Annotated in this window: 15 protein-coding genes, 2 tRNA genes and 1 pseudogene; 3 read left to right on the plus strand and 15 right to left on the minus strand. The window is 40.9% G+C overall.

All coding sequences use genetic code 11. The features are described 5' to 3' along the window. Positions 1-199: 199 nt before the first annotated feature. Together A6E06_RS04780 and A6E06_RS04785 are read left to right on the plus strand one after the other, a co-directional pair. Positions 200-1,201, plus strand: coding sequence for a peptidase U32 family protein (locus A6E06_RS04780; RefSeq protein WP_065594293.1), 1,002 nt, complete (start codon positions 200-202; stop codon positions 1,199-1,201). A gap of 9 nt (positions 1,202-1,210) precedes the next feature. Further along, on the plus strand, positions 1,211-2,089 hold the full coding sequence (locus A6E06_RS04785; RefSeq protein WP_065594292.1) for a U32 family peptidase: 879 nt from the start codon (positions 1,211-1,213) through the stop codon (positions 2,087-2,089). Between the two features lie 76 nt (positions 2,090-2,165). Here A6E06_RS04785 and nlpI read toward each other — a convergent pair whose 3' ends face one another. From nlpI to rlmE, 15 genes and pseudogenes are all read right to left on the minus strand, one after another. Beyond that, complete coding sequence (nlpI, locus tag A6E06_RS04790; RefSeq protein ID WP_065594291.1) at positions 2,166-3,140, minus strand: lipoprotein NlpI; 975 nt, start codon at positions 3,138-3,140, stop codon at positions 2,166-2,168. 110 nt (positions 3,141-3,250) lie between these two features. After that, positions 3,251-5,380, minus strand: coding sequence for a polyribonucleotide nucleotidyltransferase (gene pnp, locus A6E06_RS04795; RefSeq protein ID WP_065594290.1), 2,130 nt, complete (start codon positions 5,378-5,380; stop codon positions 3,251-3,253). Between the two features lie 351 nt (positions 5,381-5,731). Further along, positions 5,732-6,001, minus strand: coding sequence for a 30S ribosomal protein S15 (gene rpsO / locus A6E06_RS04800; protein ID WP_065594289.1), 270 nt, complete (start codon positions 5,999-6,001; stop codon positions 5,732-5,734). Between the two features lie 162 nt (positions 6,002-6,163). Then, positions 6,164-7,120 (minus strand): tRNA pseudouridine(55) synthase TruB, encoded by a 957-nt coding sequence (truB, locus tag A6E06_RS04805; RefSeq protein ID WP_065594288.1) that lies wholly within the window; start codon positions 7,118-7,120, stop codon positions 6,164-6,166. Then, complete coding sequence (gene rbfA / locus A6E06_RS04810) at positions 7,120-7,527, minus strand: 30S ribosome-binding factor RbfA (RefSeq protein ID WP_065594287.1); 408 nt, start codon at positions 7,525-7,527, stop codon at positions 7,120-7,122. The genes truB and rbfA overlap by 1 nt, the downstream gene beginning before the upstream one ends. Positions 7,528-7,639: 112 nt before the next feature. Next, positions 7,640-10,318, minus strand: a complete 2,679-nt coding sequence (gene infB / locus A6E06_RS04815; protein ID WP_065594286.1) for a translation initiation factor IF-2 — start codon at positions 10,316-10,318, stop codon at positions 7,640-7,642. A gap of 23 nt (positions 10,319-10,341) precedes the next feature. Beyond that, positions 10,342-11,829: a transcription termination factor NusA gene (gene nusA, locus A6E06_RS04820; protein ID WP_065594285.1), complete on the minus strand. Its 1,488-nt coding sequence runs from the start codon at positions 11,827-11,829 to the stop codon at positions 10,342-10,344. Positions 11,830-11,846: 17 nt separating this feature from the next. Further along, on the minus strand, positions 11,847-12,302 hold the full coding sequence (gene rimP / locus A6E06_RS04825) for a ribosome maturation factor RimP (protein ID WP_012549404.1): 456 nt from the start codon (positions 12,300-12,302) through the stop codon (positions 11,847-11,849). Between the two features lie 166 nt (positions 12,303-12,468). After that, positions 12,469-12,545, minus strand: a tRNA-Met gene (locus A6E06_RS04830). Between the two features lie 69 nt (positions 12,546-12,614). Beyond that, a tRNA-Leu gene (locus A6E06_RS04835) sits at positions 12,615-12,699 on the minus strand. A gap of 105 nt (positions 12,700-12,804) precedes the next feature. Then, a pseudogene (secG, locus tag A6E06_RS04840) lies at positions 12,805-13,041 on the minus strand (preprotein translocase subunit SecG); the annotation flags it as partial. Between the two features lie 151 nt (positions 13,042-13,192). Then, positions 13,193-14,530 (minus strand): phosphoglucosamine mutase, encoded by a 1,338-nt coding sequence (gene glmM / locus A6E06_RS04845; RefSeq protein WP_065594283.1) that lies wholly within the window; start codon positions 14,528-14,530, stop codon positions 13,193-13,195. Between the two features lie 56 nt (positions 14,531-14,586). Beyond that, positions 14,587-15,420 (minus strand): dihydropteroate synthase, encoded by an 834-nt coding sequence (gene folP, locus A6E06_RS04850; protein WP_065594282.1) that lies wholly within the window; start codon positions 15,418-15,420, stop codon positions 14,587-14,589. Between the two features lie 64 nt (positions 15,421-15,484). Next, on the minus strand, positions 15,485-17,467 hold the full coding sequence (ftsH, locus tag A6E06_RS04855; RefSeq protein WP_065594281.1) for an ATP-dependent zinc metalloprotease FtsH: 1,983 nt from the start codon (positions 17,465-17,467) through the stop codon (positions 15,485-15,487). An 85-nt stretch (positions 17,468-17,552) separates the two neighbouring features. Further along, positions 17,553-18,182, minus strand: coding sequence for a 23S rRNA (uridine(2552)-2'-O)-methyltransferase RlmE (rlmE, locus tag A6E06_RS04860; protein WP_065594280.1), 630 nt, complete (start codon positions 18,180-18,182; stop codon positions 17,553-17,555). Positions 18,183-18,300: 118 nt separating this feature from the next. Between rlmE and yhbY the strand changes: the two genes are divergently transcribed. Continuing rightward, positions 18,301-18,597: a ribosome assembly RNA-binding protein YhbY gene (gene yhbY / locus A6E06_RS04865; protein ID WP_065594279.1), complete on the plus strand. Its 297-nt coding sequence runs from the start codon at positions 18,301-18,303 to the stop codon at positions 18,595-18,597. Positions 18,598-18,623 lie beyond the last annotated feature (26 nt).

Genomic DNA, 18,623 nt, shown 5'->3' on the forward strand with positions numbered 1-18,623 from the left:
ACCCCTAGAAAGAACCCACCACTTTCTAGGTATTACAGCCTCTTAAACACAAATAAACACTAAAAAATCGCCTTTCTCGTTATTTAATACCAAACCTTTATTTAGGTAACAAAACAACTAAAAACCTGCCTTAAATCAAGTTTCAAAATTATCTTATCATTATCATAGAGCATCAGATTTTTTGTAACTAGGTATTCTTATGGAACTCCTCTGCCCAGCCGGTAACTTGCCTGCTCTAAAAACCGCTATTGATTGCGGTGCCGATGCCGTTTATATCGGTTTTAAAGACGATACGAATGCACGCCACTTTGCAGGCTTAAACTTCACAGGTAAAAAACTTGAGAAGGCTGTGCAATACGTTCATGACAACAATAAGCATATTCATGTTGCTTTAAATACCTTTGCTCACCCTGATGGATTCAGTCGCTGGACAAAAGCGGTTGATAATGCAGCAGCAATGGGAATTGATGCTCTGATTATTTCGGATATAGGCGTTTTAGAATACGCAGCAAACACATACCCAGATTTAGAACTGCACTTATCCGTTCAAGCCTCTGCAACTAATGTAGCGGCAATTGATTTCTATAAGAAAAACTTCAACATCAAACGTGTTGTATTGCCTCGTGTATTATCAATTCACCAAGTAAAACAGTTGTCACGTAATTTAACTTCTGATGTAGATTTAGAAGTATTCGCCTTTGGTAGCTTATGCATTATGTCTGAAGGTCGTTGTTATTTATCTTCTTATATGACTGGTGAGTCTCCAAATACCGTTGGCGCTTGCTCTCCGGCGAAGTACGTTCGCTGGCAAGAAACTGAAAATGGTCTAGAATCTCGTTTAAATAACATTTTAATTGATCGTTATGGCGACGGAGAAAATGCAGGTTACCCAACACTTTGCAAAGGTCGCTTTGATGTTCAAGGTAAAACGTTTCATGCACTAGAAGAACCTACCAGTCTGAATACCTTATCTCTGGTTCCTGAATTATTTGCAGCGAATGTCGCCTCGGTAAAAATTGAAGGCCGTCAACGCAGTCCTGCTTATGTTGAACAAGTGACTCGTACTTGGCGCGCAGCGATTGATCACTATAAAGCAAACCCTGAAGGTTACTCAGTTGAACCAAAATGGGACGCCGCATTAGCAAACGTTTCTGAGGGAACTCAAACTACCCTTGGCGCTTATCATAAGAAGTGGCAATAGGAGAACATCATGAAGTATGCATTAGGTCCACTTTTATACTTTTGGTCTAAAGAGAATGTTGAATCTTTTTATCAAAAAGCGATAAGCAGCGAAACTGATATCATTTACTTGGGGGAGAGTGTTTGCTCAAAACGCCGAGAAATGAAACCGAAAGATTGGTTTTCGATTGCTAAAGAAATATCGGATTCAGGTAAACAAGTTGTACTGTCAACGATGGCGCTATTAGAAGCACCAAGTGAAGTCAATGCGATGAAAAAATACATTGATAATGGCGACTTCATTATTGAAGCAAACGATGTATCTGCCATTCAACTGGCTTCAGAAAGCAACGTTCCTTTTGTTGTTGGCCCCGCAGTTAACTGCTATAACGCTCAAACTCTTAATCTATTTTTAAAACAAGGCATGACTCGTTGGTGTATGCCTGTTGAATTGTCACGTGAATGGTTACAGAACGTTCTGCTTCAATGCGATGACCTTGGTATTCGTAATAAGTTTGAAACCGAAGTATTTAGCTACGGTTATCTACCTTTGGCTTACTCTGCACGCTGCTTTACCGCGAGAGCAGAAAATAAACCAAAAGATGAATGTGAGACCTGTTGCATAAAGTACCCAAATGGCATCACGGTAAATAGCCAAGAAGGGCAAGAAGTATTTACTCTAAATGGCATTCAAACTCAATCGGGTTATTGCTATAATTTAATCAATGACTTAGCAAGTATGAATGACTTGGTTGACGTAGTTCGCCTAAGTCCATTAAGCGTTGAAACATTTGATGAAGTCTCTAAATTTAAAGCAAATGAAATGGGATTAGAGAAGTTTTCGTTAAAAGATGCACGCCAATGCAATGGCTATTGGCACAATATTGCAGGGCTAGATGTTCAAATCTAATTCATATTAAGTGTTCAATAAAAAAGCCCTTACTTATTTCTAAGTAAGGGCTTTTTCATGGGTAAGGCATTTACATTTACTCAGCTAGCGCTTCTTCTTTTAACGCTTCTTTTTCCGAATTATCAGAAACTGGGGTTTCCTTCATTTCTAAAGTTTGCTGCTCTTTTATTTTTTGCTCTTGTAGCTCTCGTAACGATAAGTAAATCTTACCTAGCTCAACAAACGAATAGCGATGCTCAACAAATTCATAAACGTTACCAGCCATTGCTAATTTATATAAAGCAATGGCACTTGGATAATCACCTTCATATTGATAGCCTTTCGCTAAATAAAAGTAACCTTCTGTTAATTTTTGCGCTAGCGCTGCATTATTGCGAGTGGTAGTTAGTATTTTTTTAAAGAACTCATCTTCTGTTGTTTCTTTTAAAATAACACCAGCGAGATCCCATCCAAAATCATCATCTGTACGTTTCTGATATTGAACTTTAAATTCTTCAGTTGCCACTAATGGATCAACTTCAAGACCAATCCAATATAGCCAAATCGCACGATAAGGATCTATTGGTGCATCGTTATAATGCTTTTTTGCTATTTCGTACGCTTGGTCATAACGCTCACCATAATAAAGAGCAATCGCTAAATTTCGTTCTGCAAATTGATTATTAGGGTCTAATTCTAGTGCGGAATCCAGTGCTTCATAGGCGCCATCAAAATCTGTATTTTGTGTGTAATAAACACCTAAAATATTAAATACATCACTTTGATCTGGCTTTAAATTAAGAGACTGAGTGAAATCTACACGAGCTAAATCACGTAGCCCCAAGCTGTCATTAATTAACCCACGCTCATAAAACATTTTTGCGCGAGTTGCATTATCAACATCTGGACGTAATAACAATTGATTCAAACGAGATAACTGTATCTCTTGCTGAATACTTGATTGTAAAGGTACAGCCATTGGAGGGGAGGCCCATCCTGAAGTGTTATTTGTTGATGCACAACCTGATAACACCATAACTGCGCCGACTAAGGCTATTCGAATCCAATTCACTCATTTTCTCCTATGATAAGCTGACTTCTTCTAACTACAGTTAAAAGAAAAGGGAGCATTTCTGCTCCCTTTATAACATGCTTTATATTAAAAGACTGTAATCAATCAGATTATTCTGCGTCTTTTACTTCAGCAGAAGCTGTTGGGTTTAGCTCAGCAGTTGCTTCTTTAATACTTAGACGGATACGACCTTGACGGTCTATCTCTAGTACTTTAGTTTGCACTTCTTGACCAACTTGTAGGTGATCTGCCACTTTCTCAATACGCTCTTCAGCGATTTGAGAAATATGAACTAGACCTTCTTTAGGACCTAGAACCGTTACGAATGCACCGAAATCAACGATACGCATAACTTTACCTGGGTAGATTTTACCAACTTCAACTTCAGCAGTAATTTCTTCGATACGACGGATAGCTTCTTTAGCAGCAGCACCTTCAGTCGCAGCGATTTTAATTGTACCGTCATCTTCGATTTCGATAGTTGTACCCGTTTCTTCACAAAGAGCACGAATAACTGCGCCGCCTTTACCGATAACATCTTTGATCTTATCAGAGCTGATTTTCATTGTGTGAATACGTGGAGCGTATTGTGAGATATCTTCACGAGCGCCAGAGATTGCTTCATCCATAACAGTAAGGATGTGCTTACGCGCACCTTGTGCTTGGTTTAGAGCGATCTGCATGATCTCTTTAGTGATACCTTCAATTTTGATGTCCATTTGAAGCGCAGTAATACCTTCATTAGTACCCGCTACTTTAAAGTCCATGTCGCCTAGGTGATCTTCGTCGCCAAGGATGTCAGAAAGAACAACGAAATCGTCGCCTTCTTTAACAAGACCCATTGCGATACCAGCAACAGACGCTTTAATTGGAACACCAGCATCCATAAGTGCTAGAGATGTACCACATACAGAAGCCATTGAAGATGAACCGTTAGATTCAGTGATTTCCGATACTACACGAACTGTGTATGGGAATTCTTCAACAGAAGGCATAACTGCAGCAATACCGCGTTTAGCTAGTTTACCGTGACCGATTTCACGACGCTTAGGAGAACCAACAAAACCAGTTTCACCTACACAGTATGGAGGGAAGTTGTAGTGTAGAAGGAAGTGATCTTTCTTCTCACCCATTAGGCTGTCGATGATTTGAGCGTCACGTTGTGTACCAAGCGTTGCAGTAACAAGTGCTTGAGTTTCACCACGAGTGAATAGAGCTGAACCATGAGTACGAGGAAGAACACCAGTACGTACGTCTAGCGCACGAACCATGTCTTTTTCACGACCATCGATACGTGGGTGACCAGCAATAATGCGGCTACGTACTACTTTTTTCTCTAGAGAACCAAGCATGCCACGGATTTCGCGTTCATCTAGTGCTTCATTTTGAGCTAAAAGAACGGCAACAACTTCGTTTTTGATTGAGCCAACTTGCTCGTAACGCGCCATTTTTTCAGTAATTTGGTACGCTTCAGAAAGACGAGTTTCTGCAAGTTCAGCGACTTGAGCTTTAAGCTCTGCGTTTACTACAGGTGCTTCCCAGTTCCAAGACGGAGTTGCAACTTCAGCAGCGAATTCGTTGATCGCTTTGATTACTACTTGTTGTTGGTCGTGACCAAATACAACAGCAGAAAGCATTTCTTCTTCAGATAGGTTATCTGCTTCTGATTCAACCATTAATACTGCGCCTTCTGTACCAGACACAACTAGGTCTAGTTTAGAGTTTTCAAGCTCAGTGTTTGATGGGTTAAGAACTAGCTCACCATTGATGTGACCAACACGTGCAGCACCGATAGGGCCATTGAATGGTACACCAGCGATAGAAAGTGCTGCAGACGTTGCGATCATAGTGATCATGTCTGGGTTTACGTCAGGATTGATAGAAACAACCGTAGCGATAATTTGAACTTCGTTTTTAAACGCACTTGGGAAAAGTGGACGAATAGGACGGTCAATTAGACGAGCCGTTAGTGTTTCGCCTTCAGAAGGACGACCTTCACGCTTAAAGAAACCACCTGGGATTTTACCAGCAGCATATGTACGCTCTTGGTAGTTAACTGTTAGTGGGAAGAAATCTTGACCTGCTACTGCTTCTTTTTTAGCAACAACAGAAACGAATACAGATGTATCGTCCATGCTTGCCATTACTGCTGCAGTTGCTTGACGAGCCATTACGCCTGTTTCTAGTGTTACAGTATGGTTACCATACTGAAATGATTTTACGACTGGTTTCTCGAACATTTTTTTTCCTTTGGTCTCAATATACAAGATATGTCTATCTGAAATTAAAACACTTTACATAGATGGTTCAACATATTACCAGTCGCGACTAGTACAAGTTTACTCAGTGTAAGATAACTTGTAATAGTCGCGACCTAGTGGCCGACTTCGGTGACTGTAATACGGTGAATAAGATTATATTATCAAAAGCGCACACTGCGATTTCAACGGCCATAGTATACCCCAATTAGGACAAGATGCGAGGTTCAGAAATGAAAAAGGAGAGTAATACGAGGCTACATATATGACGGGCATAAAAAAAGGAGCGATAATCGCTCCTTTTTGTCAAACTGTCTTTACAGACATCGCAAATTAGCGACGTAGGCCTAGACGTTTGATTAGATCTTGGTAACGCTCGCTGTTTTTACCTTTAAGGTAATCAAGAAGCTTACGACGGCTTGAAACCATACGTAATAGACCACGACGGCTGTGGTGATCGTGCTTGTGATCAGCAAAGTGACCTTGAAGGTGGTTGATAGAAGCAGTAAGTAGTGCTACTTGTACTTCTGGTGAACCAGTATCGTTTTCACATTGTGCGTATTCAGCAACGATTGCTGCTTTAGTTTCTGCATTCAGAGACATAAATCTCTCCTGAGTAAGAGTGTTTAATATTTGCAGCAGCCAATCTCTGATTCAGCCACTACGCGAAGAGCGAATTATACGGATGAACAATAATAAAGCAATAAAAAAGAGTAAAAACACCAAGGCCTTTACTCTTTCTTAATTATATTGCTTCAATGCGACTTATTTGTCTTCTTCGATTTCATCTCTAAATACAACTAAACGCTTTGGTGCAACACGACCGTCATTATCAATATGTCCAATACCAATAAATAAACGCTCTTCACCCGAAGTCATTCGCACGATACCCTCTTGAGGAGCACCAAATACTTGAACCGGTTGTCCATGTAAAACATGATCTGCCAATTCTGGGATCATATTTACTTCAGGTAAATCTTGAACGGCAGAATCCATAGGCATTAGTAACGGATCAAGTAACTCACGAGGTGCAATTTCTTCACGATGCGCTTTTTCTAGTAGTGCTTCAAGGTGTTCAATCGTTACCATATTTTCATATGGGTAATTTGATACACCAGTACGACGTAAATACGTAACGTGAGCACCACAACCTAGCATTTCACCAAGATCATCAGTAATTGTACGAATGTAAGTGCCTTTAGAGCAGTGCACTTCCATTTCAACCTCATGGCCTTCAAAACGAATTAATTCAATTGAATAAACCGTGATTTTACGAGACTTACGAGGAACTTCAATGCCTTCTCGTGCGTATTCATACAAAGGGCGACCTTCGTGCTTTAACGCTGAAAACATTGATGGAATTTGATCTGTTGTGCCACGAAATTTAGCAATACAACGCTCAAGCTGACCACGGTCAACCTTCACTTCACGAGTTTGAACCACTTCACCATCAGAATCTGACGTGTTAGTACGTTCACCAAGCTTCGCAACCACACGATAGCGTTTATCAGAATCTAATAAGAACTGAGAAAACTTCGTCGCTTCACCAAAACAAAGAGGCAACATACCTGTAGCAAGAGGATCAAGCGCACCAGTATGGCCTGCTTTCTCTGCAAAGTAGATGCGTTTTACTTTTTGCAATGTATCGTTCGACGTAATTCCTGCCGGTTTATCAATTAAGATAACACCATCAATAGGACGACCCTTACGACGACGAGCCATTACTCTTCCCCTTCGTCAGATTCAGTACGGCCAGATTCTGCCATTTTACGTTTATCGGTATTCATCACGTCTGTTACTAGGTTAGACATACGCATACCTTCAACTAATGTGTTGTCGTAAGTAAAACGTACTTCTGGAGTCAAACGGTGACGGATACGCTTACCAAGAAGCATACGAACAGGAACTTCATGTTCTTTCAATGCCGCTAGACATGTTTCAGGCGTTTGCTCACCGATACAGAAGAAAGTAACGAATACCTTTGCGTAGGCAAGGTCACGCGATACTTCAACATCTGAAATAGTAACCATACCAATACGTGAATCACGAACTTCACGCTGTAGGATTACTGCTAATTCTTTTTGCAGTTGTTGCGACACACGTTGTGCGCGGCTAAATTCTTTTGACATATCATTTCTCACTTAGAAAGATGGGGGGCGTGGTAATAACCAGCCCCCCATGGTGTATTTAACAACCGATTACCCTATTACCGTATTGAATAATAGGAGTAATTATAGTCAATTAATCAAGAGTACGTTGAATCTCAATGATTTCGAATACTTCGATTTGGTCACCAACGCGAACATCATTGTAATTCTTAACGCCGATACCACATTCGTAGCCATTCTTAACTTCTGGCATATCATCTTTAAAGCGACGTAGTGACTCTAACTCACCTTCGTAAATAACTACGTTGTCACGTAGAACACGAATTGGGTTATTACGCTTGATAGTACCTTCAGTTACCATACAACCAGCGATAGCGCCAAGTTTAGGTGACTTAAATACTTCACGTACTTGTGCAAGACCAATGATTTCTTGACGGAACTCAGGTGCAAGCATACCGCCCATCGCTTGTTTAACTTCGTCAATCAACTGGTAGATGATCGAGTAGTAACGAAGGTCTAGGTTTTCATTTTCGATGGTACGACGAGCAGTCGTATCAGCACGAACGTTGAAGCCAAGAAGGATTGCATTAGACGCCGCTGCAAGTGTTGCATCAGTTTCAGTAATACCACCAACACCAGAACCGATGATGTTAACTTTAACTTCATCAGTAGACAGTTTAAGGAGTGAATCAGCGATTGCTTCAACAGAACCTTGAACGTCAGCTTTAAGTACTACGTTACATTCAGCGACAACACCAGCTTCCATGTTTGCAAACATGTTTTCTAGTTTCGCTTTTTGTTGACGAGCTAGTTTAACATCACGGAATTTACCTTGACGGTAGTTAGCAACTTCACGAGCTTTACGCTCATCACGCACAACTGTCGCTTCGTCACCTGACGCAGGAACGCCAGAAAGACCTAGAATTTCTACAGGAATAGATGGACCCGCAGATTCGATGTCTTTACCGTTTTCATCGCGCATTGCACGAACACGGCCATACTCTTGACCACAAAGAACGATATCGCCTTTATTTAGAGTACCTGATTGAACAAGAACAGTAGCTACTGGGCCACGGCCTTTATCTAGACGAGATTCAACAACAACACCTGACGCCATACCTTCTTTAACCGCAGTTAATTCAAGTACTTCAGATTGAAGAAGGATAGCTTCTAGAAGACCTTCGATGTTCGTACCTTGCTTAGCAGAGATATGAACGAAGATGTTCTCGCCGCCCCACTCCTCAGGAATAACGTCATATTGAGCAAGCTCATTTTTAACGTTATCTGGGTTAGCGCCTTCTTTATCGATTTTGTTTACTGCAACAATCAGAGGTACACCAGCCGCTTTTGCGTGTTGGATAGCTTCGATTGTTTGTGGCATAACGCCATCATCTGCAGCAACAACAAGTACAACGATATCTGTCGCTTGAGCACCACGAGCACGCATAGCGGTAAACGCTGCGTGTCCAGGAGTATCAAGGAAAGTGATCATACCGTTGTCAGTTTCAACGTGGTATGCACCGATGTGTTGTGTAATACCACCAGCTTCCGCATCAGCAACGTGTGCACGACGGATGTAATCCAGTGTAGAAGTTTTACCGTGGTCAACGTGACCCATGATAGTAACAACAGGTGCGCGAGCTTCAACATCAGCGCTGTTATCACGATCAGACAGTACTGCTTCTTCTAATTCGTTTTCTTTACGAAGAACCACTTTATGACCCATTTCTTCAGCAACTAGTGCTGCTGTTTCTTGGTCGATAACTTGGTTGATAGTCGCCATAGCGCCCATCTTCATCATAACTTTAATTACTTCAGTTGCTTTTACTGACATTTTGCTTGCCAGTTCAGAAACAACAATTGTCTCACCAATCGCAACATCTTGTTTAGCAACAGTTGCTGACTTATCAAAGCCGTGCTGCATAGACGTTGGTTTGTTTACTTGAGGCTTCTTGTTGCGACCGCCACGTTGGTTACGACCACCGCGAGGTGCTGCTTCTGCAGGTTTTGCTTTCTTCTTACGACGACGAGGCTGTTGCTCATCTTTACGGTCAGCTGCATCTTCTGCTTCACGAGCGTGAGATGAAGTTGTCACGTGGTAATCTGCAGTTTTTTCAGCTGCTGATTTTTTCTGCTCTTCTTCTTTCCAACGAGCTTCATTTTCTTCAGCTAGTTTACGAGCATCTTCAACTAGTTTTGCAGCTTCTGCTTCTGCTTTACGAGTCGCTTCTTGTTCTTGACGAAGTTTTAGTTCATCAGCTTCTTTTTTTGCTTGATCGTTTTTAGTAGTCATTTGTTTTTTAGCCTTTTCAGTCTCAGTACGTTTCGCTTTTTGTTCTGCGTCACGCTTTACTTTGACTTCTGCTTCAGCATCACGCTTAGCTTTTTCTTCCGCTTCACGTTGTGCTTTCTGTTCAATTTCGCGAATTGCAGCATCCTCTGCATCACGTTTGGCCTTGTCTTCAGCCTCTACTTTCATTTGCTCAGTTTTTTTCTCTTCTTCAAGTGTGCTTGCTTTTACATAAGTACGTTTTTTACGCACTTCTACTTGCACATCTTTACTTTTACCGCCTGAACCAGCAACACTTAACGTGCTGCGAGTTTTGCGTTGAAGAGTGAGACGGGTTGGTGACGCACCTTCATCAGCACTACCATGCTCTTTCTTTAGGTGAACTAGCAATGATTGCTTTTCACCTTCAGAAACAGAATCGCCATCTTTTTTATTAATACCAGCATCCGAAAATTGCTGAAGTAAGCGGTCAACTGGAGTTCCAATTTCATCACTAAGTGCTTTTACCGTAAGCTTTGTCATACCGCTTCTCCTTGCTGAAATAATTATGCTTCGTCGCTGAACCAACAAATATTACGCGCTGCCATGATTAACTCACCAGCACGAGCTTCTGTTAGGTCTTCAATATCAGTCAACTCATCAACACCTTGATCCGCAAGGTCTTCAAGAGTAACAACACCTTTAGCTGCAAGTTTAAACGCTAGTTCGCGCTCTAAACCGTCAAGTGCAAGTAGGTCTTCTGCTGGCTCAATACCATCAAGAGATTCTTCTTGTGCTAGTGCTAATGTTGTTAATGCTTCTTTAGCGCGAGTACGCAGAAGATCAACTGTTTCTTCGTCCAAAGCTTCTACTTCTAGTAGTTCGTTTACAGGAACGTAAGCGATTTCTTCAAGCGTAGTAAAGCCTTCTTCAACTAATAGTTGAGCAAAATCTTCATCGATTTCTAAATGCTTAACAAATGCATCAATAGAACCTTGAGCTTCTTCTTGGTGCTTCTTGTTAAGATCTGCAACTGTCATTACATTTAGTTCCCAACCAGTCAGTTGAGATGCTAAACGTACGTTTTGACCACTACGGCCAATTGCTTGTGCTAGATTATCAGCTTCAACAGCAATATCCATAGTATTGTTGTCTTCATCTACAATAATAGAAGCGACTTCTGCTGGAGCCATAGAATTGATAACAAACTGTGCAGGATTATCATCCCAAAGCACGATATCAATGCGTTCGCCACCAAGATCATTTGATACAGCTTGAACACGAGCGCCACGCATACCAACACACGCACCAACAGGGTCAATACGTTTATCGTTTGTTTTCACAGCGATTTTAGCACGAGAACCTGGATCGCGAGCAGCCGCTTTAATTTCAATCAGTTCTTCACCAATTTCAGGCACTTCAACGCGGAACAATTCAGTTAACATTACGCCTTTTGAGCGAGTCATGAATAACTGGAAACCGCGAGCTTCTGGTTTAACTGCATATAGCAGACCACGAACACGGTCACCTGGACGGAAATTTTCACGTGGAAGTTGATCTTCACGTAAAATAACCGCTTCAGCATTGCTACCTAAATCAACGATAATTGCATCGCGGTTTACTTTTTTAACGATACCCGTGATTAGCTCACCTTCGTTATCAATAAACTGCTCAACGATCATCGCACGTTCAGCTTCACGTACTTTTTGTACGATAACTTGCTTCGCTGTTTGTGTCGTAATACGGTCAAACGTTACTGATTCGATATCATCTTCAATAAAACCACCGATTTCGATTGTTTCATCTTCAAATTGTGCCGCTTCAATAGAAATTTCTAATGTAGGTTGCTCAACTTGAGCAACCGCAACCCAACGACGGAAAGTTTCAACTGCACCTGTTTTGCGATCAATCGCTACACGTACTTCAATTTCCAGCGTAGATTTTTTCTTTGTTGCCGTTGCTAGCGCGATTTCTAATGCTTCAAAAATTCGCTCACGAGGAACAGCTTTTTCATTTGATACTGCTTCTACAACAGCTAAGATTTCTTTGTTCATTTTAGCCTCTATCAGCCTTAAAATTTAGGAACTAAGTTCGCCTTTGAAATGTTGCTTAACGCAAATTCTTCATTGTTACCATCAACTGTAACCGTAACAATCTCACCGTTAATGTCTAGGATATCTCCTTTCCATTTGCGACGGTTATTCATCGGCATCTTTAATACAAGGCTGACTTCATGACCAACAAATTGTTGATAATGTGCTGCTTTAAACAGTGGACGTTCAAGACCTGGAGACGAAACCTCTAGGTTATATGCTACTGTAATTGGATCTTCTACATCCATTACTGCACTGATTTGACGACTGGCTTCCGCACAGTCCTCCACAAAGATGCCATTTTCATGATCGATAAATACACGTAACGTTGAATGTTCACCCGCACGAATAAACTCTAAACCGACCAATTCATAACCTAAAGCACCAACAGGAGCCTCAAGCATTTCTGTTAGTTGTCTTTCTAATCCTGTCATTGATATCCCCTGAAAACAAAAAAAGGGCACTAAAAGGCCCAATTCTTAAAAAACAGTCTGTTTCAGATAGCAAAAAACCCCGATAATTGCGGGGTTTAGTACTGCTGGACCCTGAATGCCACTTGCGTGACTTATCTAATAAGAGCAATTACTTTTATTAGATAATTGGTTGCGGGAGCCGGATTTGAACCGACGACCTTCGGGTTATGAGCCCGACGAGCTACCAAACTGCTCCATCCCGCGTCCGAAAAGAACAAAGAAAGTATAGTTTCTTTATCCTTTTATTACAAGAATCAGATTCTTGTCTGAATATGGTGCCGAGAGAGGGACTTGAACCCTCATACCCTAAGGCACTAGCACCTCATGCTAGCGTGTCTACCAATTTCACCATCTCGGCTAAAGTCGTTTAAAGAGGTACGTCGCTGTTTTCAGTAGCAGGAACGTCACTCGTATTATCAGTTGTTTGCTCTGTCGCTTGTTGATCTAATTTAAGATCAAAACCTTCAGTTTTATGCGTAGACATATTGCCTAACGCTAGGCTGATAATAAAAAATACTGTTGCACAAAGTGCGGTCATTCGAGTTAAAAAGTTTCCAGAGCCACCAGAGCCAAATACTGTATTTGATGCTCCAGCCCCAAATGAGGCTCCCATATCTGCGCCTTTACCGTGTTGTACCAATACTAGGCCAATTACACCGACTGCGGCAATCAGATAAATCACAAGTAGAATCGTATGCATTCTGTCACCCATGTATCTAATTAATGTACCGGTAGCCTATTGGCAACACCAGCGCCCTCTCAATTAAGAGGCCGAGGGATATTAACCAAACTAGGCTACTATGACAAGTTAAAATTAACAAAAAACGTTCAATTTCATTTAATTGCTCAAATTAACAGCTTTCTTTTACAGCATCTGCGATTTGAAGCGCATATTGCTGAACAAGCTCTGCATTCTCACCTTCAACCATAACTCGAATTAATGGCTCAGTTCCTGATTTACGTAATAAAACTCGACCGTTATCACCTAATTTTGATTCAACATCAGCTTGAGCTGCCTTCACTGCATCAGAGTCAAGAGGATTGCTATCACCAATAAAGCGAATATTTTCTAATACTTGAGGGAACATGCTCATGCCATTACATAATTCTTGTAATGTCATTTTGCTACCCACAATAGAAGCTATCACTTGCAATGCAGCAACAATCGCATCACCTGTTGTTACTTTGTCTAGAAGGATGACATGACCTGAATTTTCAGCACCGATCAACCAATTGTTTTCTAATAATTTTTCCATAACATAGCGGTCACCTACATTAGAACGAACAAATGGAATACCTAAGTTACGTAACGCAACTTCCATGCCCATATTAGTCATTAATGTACCAACAACACCGCCTTTTAACTCGCCACGACGCAATGCATCACGGGCGATAATATAAGCAATTTGGTCACCATCTACTTTATTTCCAAGCTCATCGACCATAATAATACGGTCACCATCGCCATCAAAAGCGACACCAAAATCCGCTTTTTCTTCTAGTACTTTAGCTTGTAAAGCGCGAACATCTGTCGCCCCTACTTCATGGTTAATATTGGTGCCATTTGGCTCACAACCGATAGTAACGATCTCTGCGCCAAGTTCTTTAAAAACATTAGGGGCTATATGATACGTTGCTCCATGAGCACAATCGATCACCATTTTAACGCCAGTTAGGCTCAGTTCTTTAGGGAAGGTACTTTTGCAAAATTCAATATAGCGACCAGCGGCATCGTTTAAACGAGATGCTTTACCTAGCAGAGCTGATTCAACACACGTCATTGGTTTATCTAATTCAGCTTCAATTGCCATTTCAATATCATCAGGAAGCTTTGTGCCTTCTGAAGAGAAAAATTTAATACCATTATCATAATAAGGATTATGAGAGGCTGAAATAACGATTCCGGCTTCAGCACGGAAAGTTTGAGTTAAATAGGCAACGGCAGGTGTTGGCATTGGACCGGTGAATTTTGCTTGCAAACCAGCAGCAGCTAAACCAGCTTCTAGTGCAGACTCCAGCATATAACCAGAAATACGCGTATCCTTACCTATAATAACTTTTTTTGTACCTTGTTTAGCCAATACTTGCCCAGCAGCCCAACCTAATTTCATAACAAAATCAGGGGTAATAGGCGCTTGACCTACCAAGCCTCGAACCCCATCGGTTCCAAAATATTTACGCTCAGCCATGTTCTACTCCATGTTTTATTTTTAATAATTTATTTTTTAAATGAACACACTTTCTACTAAAAAGTTTGATTCAATGTTGCTTGGCAAACTTTCACTATATCCATCGTTTGCTCAAAATCATGCACTCGGATAATTTGTGCACCTTTCATAACAGCAATAGTCGCACACGCTAAGCTACCAGAAGTAGCTAATTGAGGCTCTACATCAAGTAATTTAAAAATCATTGATTTACGAGACATTCCAGCAAGTATCGGTAAGCCTAATTGATGAAAATGTTCTAGTTTTGCAAGTAACTGATAATTATGCGCTAAGGTTTTACCAAATCCAAACCCTGGATCAAGAATTAACTTATCTTTTGAGATACCAACCGATTGGCATGCTGAGATTCTTTCTTCTAAAAAACCGGTTACGTCTGCAAACAGTTCATTATAAGTAGGATCCGATTGCATTGTGCGTGGCTGCCCTTGCATGTGCATTAAACAAATAGGTACATCAGCTTTAGCCGCAACTTCAAGCGCATTTGGCTCTTGTAGAGCGCGAACATCGTTAATTAAATCTGCGCCAACCTTTACGGCTTCATCCATTACTGTCGCTTTACTTGTATCAATAGAGATCCAGGTATCAAATCGTTGATGTATCGCTTCTATAATTGGAATAACACGGTCTAATTCTTGCTGAAGAGCAACTTCAGGGGCGCCAGGCCTTGTTGATTCACCACCAACATCAATAATACTAACTCCGGCATTTACCATTTTTTCAACTTGCTTTAAGGCAACGTCTAAATTTGTAAATTTACCACCATCAGAAAAAGAATCTGGCGTAACATTAAGAATAGCCATCACATGAGATCGATCTAATATCAATGTCTTATTTTTACTTCTCAATTTCATGACTAGTCCCTTAAAATACAAAAACCCCGAGCAGAGCTCGGGGTTTATTTTTACTCAACTCATCTTATTTTTCTGATGAATCTGAATCTTTTTTCGTATCTTCAGCAACTTGAGGTTTTTCTTCCTCAGTACTTTCTTCTACTTTAGATTCTTCAGTTTTATTCTCAACGTCTGCTTCAGCTGATTTTTCGCTTTTCTCTTCAGGTTTGGTTTGATTATCATCTCCCCACCCTTGAGGTTCACGAATTTCAGTTTTACGCTCCATCAAGTCATCAATTTGACCCGCATCAATGGTTTCAAACGTCATCAATGCATCTTTCATTGAATGCAACACATCCATATTATCTTCAAGGATCTGTCTAGCTCGAGCGTAGTTGCGATCAATGATAGTACGGATTTCTGCGTCAATCAGTTTCAACGTTTCAGGTGATACGTGTTTCGATTGGTGAGAACCGCCGTGACCTGAGAATGGGTCACCTTGATCTTCTGCGTATAATAATGGCCCAAGCGCTTCAGAGAAGCCCCATTGAGTTACCATCTTACGTGCAATATCAGTGGCTCTTTCAATGTCGTTTGAAGCACCCGTAGATACTTTATCAACACCGTAAATTAGCTCTTCAGCCAATCGACCACCATACAAACTTGAAATCATAGATTCTAAGTGCTGACGATTCATGCTTACGCGATCTTGTTCTGGTAAATACATTGTTACACCTAGCGCACGGCCACGTGGAATAATCGATACCTTATAAACAGGATCATGTTCAGGCACTAAACGACCAACAATGGCGTGACCAGCTTCATGGTAAGCCGTTGAGGTTTTAGTCTCTTCCGTCATTACCATTGATTTGCGCTCTGCACCCATCATTATTTTGTCTTTAGCAAGCTCAAACTCAACCATTGACACAACACGCTTATTAGTACGAGCAGCAAATAATGCAGCTTCGTTAACTAAGTTAGCAAGGTCTGCACCAGAGAAGCCTGGTGTACCACGTGCAATTAATGATGGTTCAACACCACCAGCCAATGGCACTTTACGCATGTGTACTTGAAGAATTTGCTCACGCCCACGGATGTCAGGTAAACCAACAACAACTTGGCGGTCAAAACGACCCGGACGTAATAATGCAGCATCAAGTACATCTGGACGGTTAGTTGCAGCAACAACGATGACGCCTTCGTTACCTTCAAAACCATCCATTTCAACCAGCATTTGGTTCAATGTTTGCTCACGTTCATCATTACCACCACCAACACCTGCGCCACGTTGACGACCTACAGCATCGATTTCATCGATAAAGATGATACAAGGTGATGATTTTTTTGCTTGCTCAAACATATCTCGTACACGAGAAGCACCAACACCGACAAACATTTCAACGAAATCAGAACCTGAAATTGAGAAGAATGGTACCTTTGCTTCACCTGCAATTGCTTTTGCAATTAACGTTTTACCAGTACCAGGAGGACCAACTAATAAAACACCTGTTGGGATTTTACCACCTAATTTCTGGAAACGACTCGGCTCACGTAAGTAATCAACTAATTCTTTAACGTCTTCTTTTGCTTCATCACAACCAGCAACATCGTCAAATGTTGTGTTGATCTGTTCTTCCGTCATCATCTTAGCTTTGCTCTTGCCAAAGGACATAGCCCCTTTGCCGCCGCCGCCTTGCATTTGACGCATAAAGAAGATCCAAACACCAATAAGAAGAATCATTGGGAACCACGAAATAAAGATAGACTCAAGTAAGCTCTGTTCTTCAGGTGGTGTACCTTTAACGATTACATTTTGGTTAATAAGATCATCAAGCAATTTAGGATCTTGGAATACAGGCATGTACGTCACATAACGGCTACCGTCACGCTTTGTTACCTTTATTTCACGATTATTAAACGTTGCTTCTTGAACTTGACTATTACCAACTTCTTTAACAAAAGTAGTGTAGTCAATTGAACGACCAGAGCTATCACTCGGTCCAAAGCTTTGAAATACCGACATTAGAACAACTGCGATAACAAGCCATAATATTAGATTTTTTGCCATGTCACTCAAGGTGTTAACCCCGCGTTAACTAAATAGATGAAAGATAGAGTACTACAGTTTATAACCTGTAGCTACTACGTACGACTTAACCTTTGTAACCAGTGGCTACAATATACACTTCACGAGAACGTGCACGTGATGAATCTGGTTTTCTAATCTTAACGACTTTAAAAATTTTACGAACTTCTTGCAAGTATTGATCAAAACTTTCGCCTTGGAATACTTTAACTGTAAAACTACCGTTTGGAGCCAATACTTGGCGGCACATATCCAACGCGAGCTCAACAAGATACATCGCTCTTGGTTGATCAACTGCTGGGTTACCGCTCATGTTTGGTGCCATATCAGACATTACTACATCTACCATATCTGGTTGTATGCGTTCAAGCAATGCATCTAGTACTGCTTCTTCCCTAAAGTCCCCCTGCAAAAAGCTTACACCAGCGATTGAATCCATTGCTAAAATATCACAAGCAATAACTTGCCCTGAATCACCGACTTGCTCAACCGCGTATTGTGACCACCCACCAGGAGCAGCACCAAGGTCGACCACTGTCATTCCTGGCTTTAATAGCTTGTCTTTCTTTTGAATTTCTTCAATCTTAAAAATAGCACGAGAGCGATAGCCTCTTTTCTGCGCTTCAAGAACGTATTTATCATCAAAGTGTTCTTTTAACCAGCGGCCAGAGCTTGCTGAAAGTTTATTCTTACTCATGCATTACCTAAAAATACTTAATTTAAATTAGAAGACTGAAACAAAAAATAGTCTTCAGGGATAGATTGCGTTAGAATAGGCTGTTTTCAACCCTTAATATAGAAATAATCGGGTATATATGAACCTAAGCACAAAACAGAAGCAACACCTTAAAGGCCTTGCTCACAATTTAAAACCCGTTGTTATGATGGGCTCAAATGGTCTTACTGAAGCTGTAGTAGCTGAAATTGAGATTGCGCTTAATCACCACGAGCTAATCAAAGTTAAAATTGCTTCTGAAGATCGTGATACTAAGCAATTGATTGTTGACGCAATCATTCGCGAAACTAAAGCTGAAAAAGTACAAGTTATCGGGAAAACACTGGTATTATACCGCGCTAGCGAAGCTCGTAAAATTGAGATCCCTAGAAAATAATTTCTGCATCTATTTTGTAAGAAACT

This window comes from Aliivibrio sp. 1S175 (genome assembly GCF_001690985.1).
GTDB lineage: Bacteria > Pseudomonadota > Gammaproteobacteria > Enterobacterales > Vibrionaceae > Aliivibrio.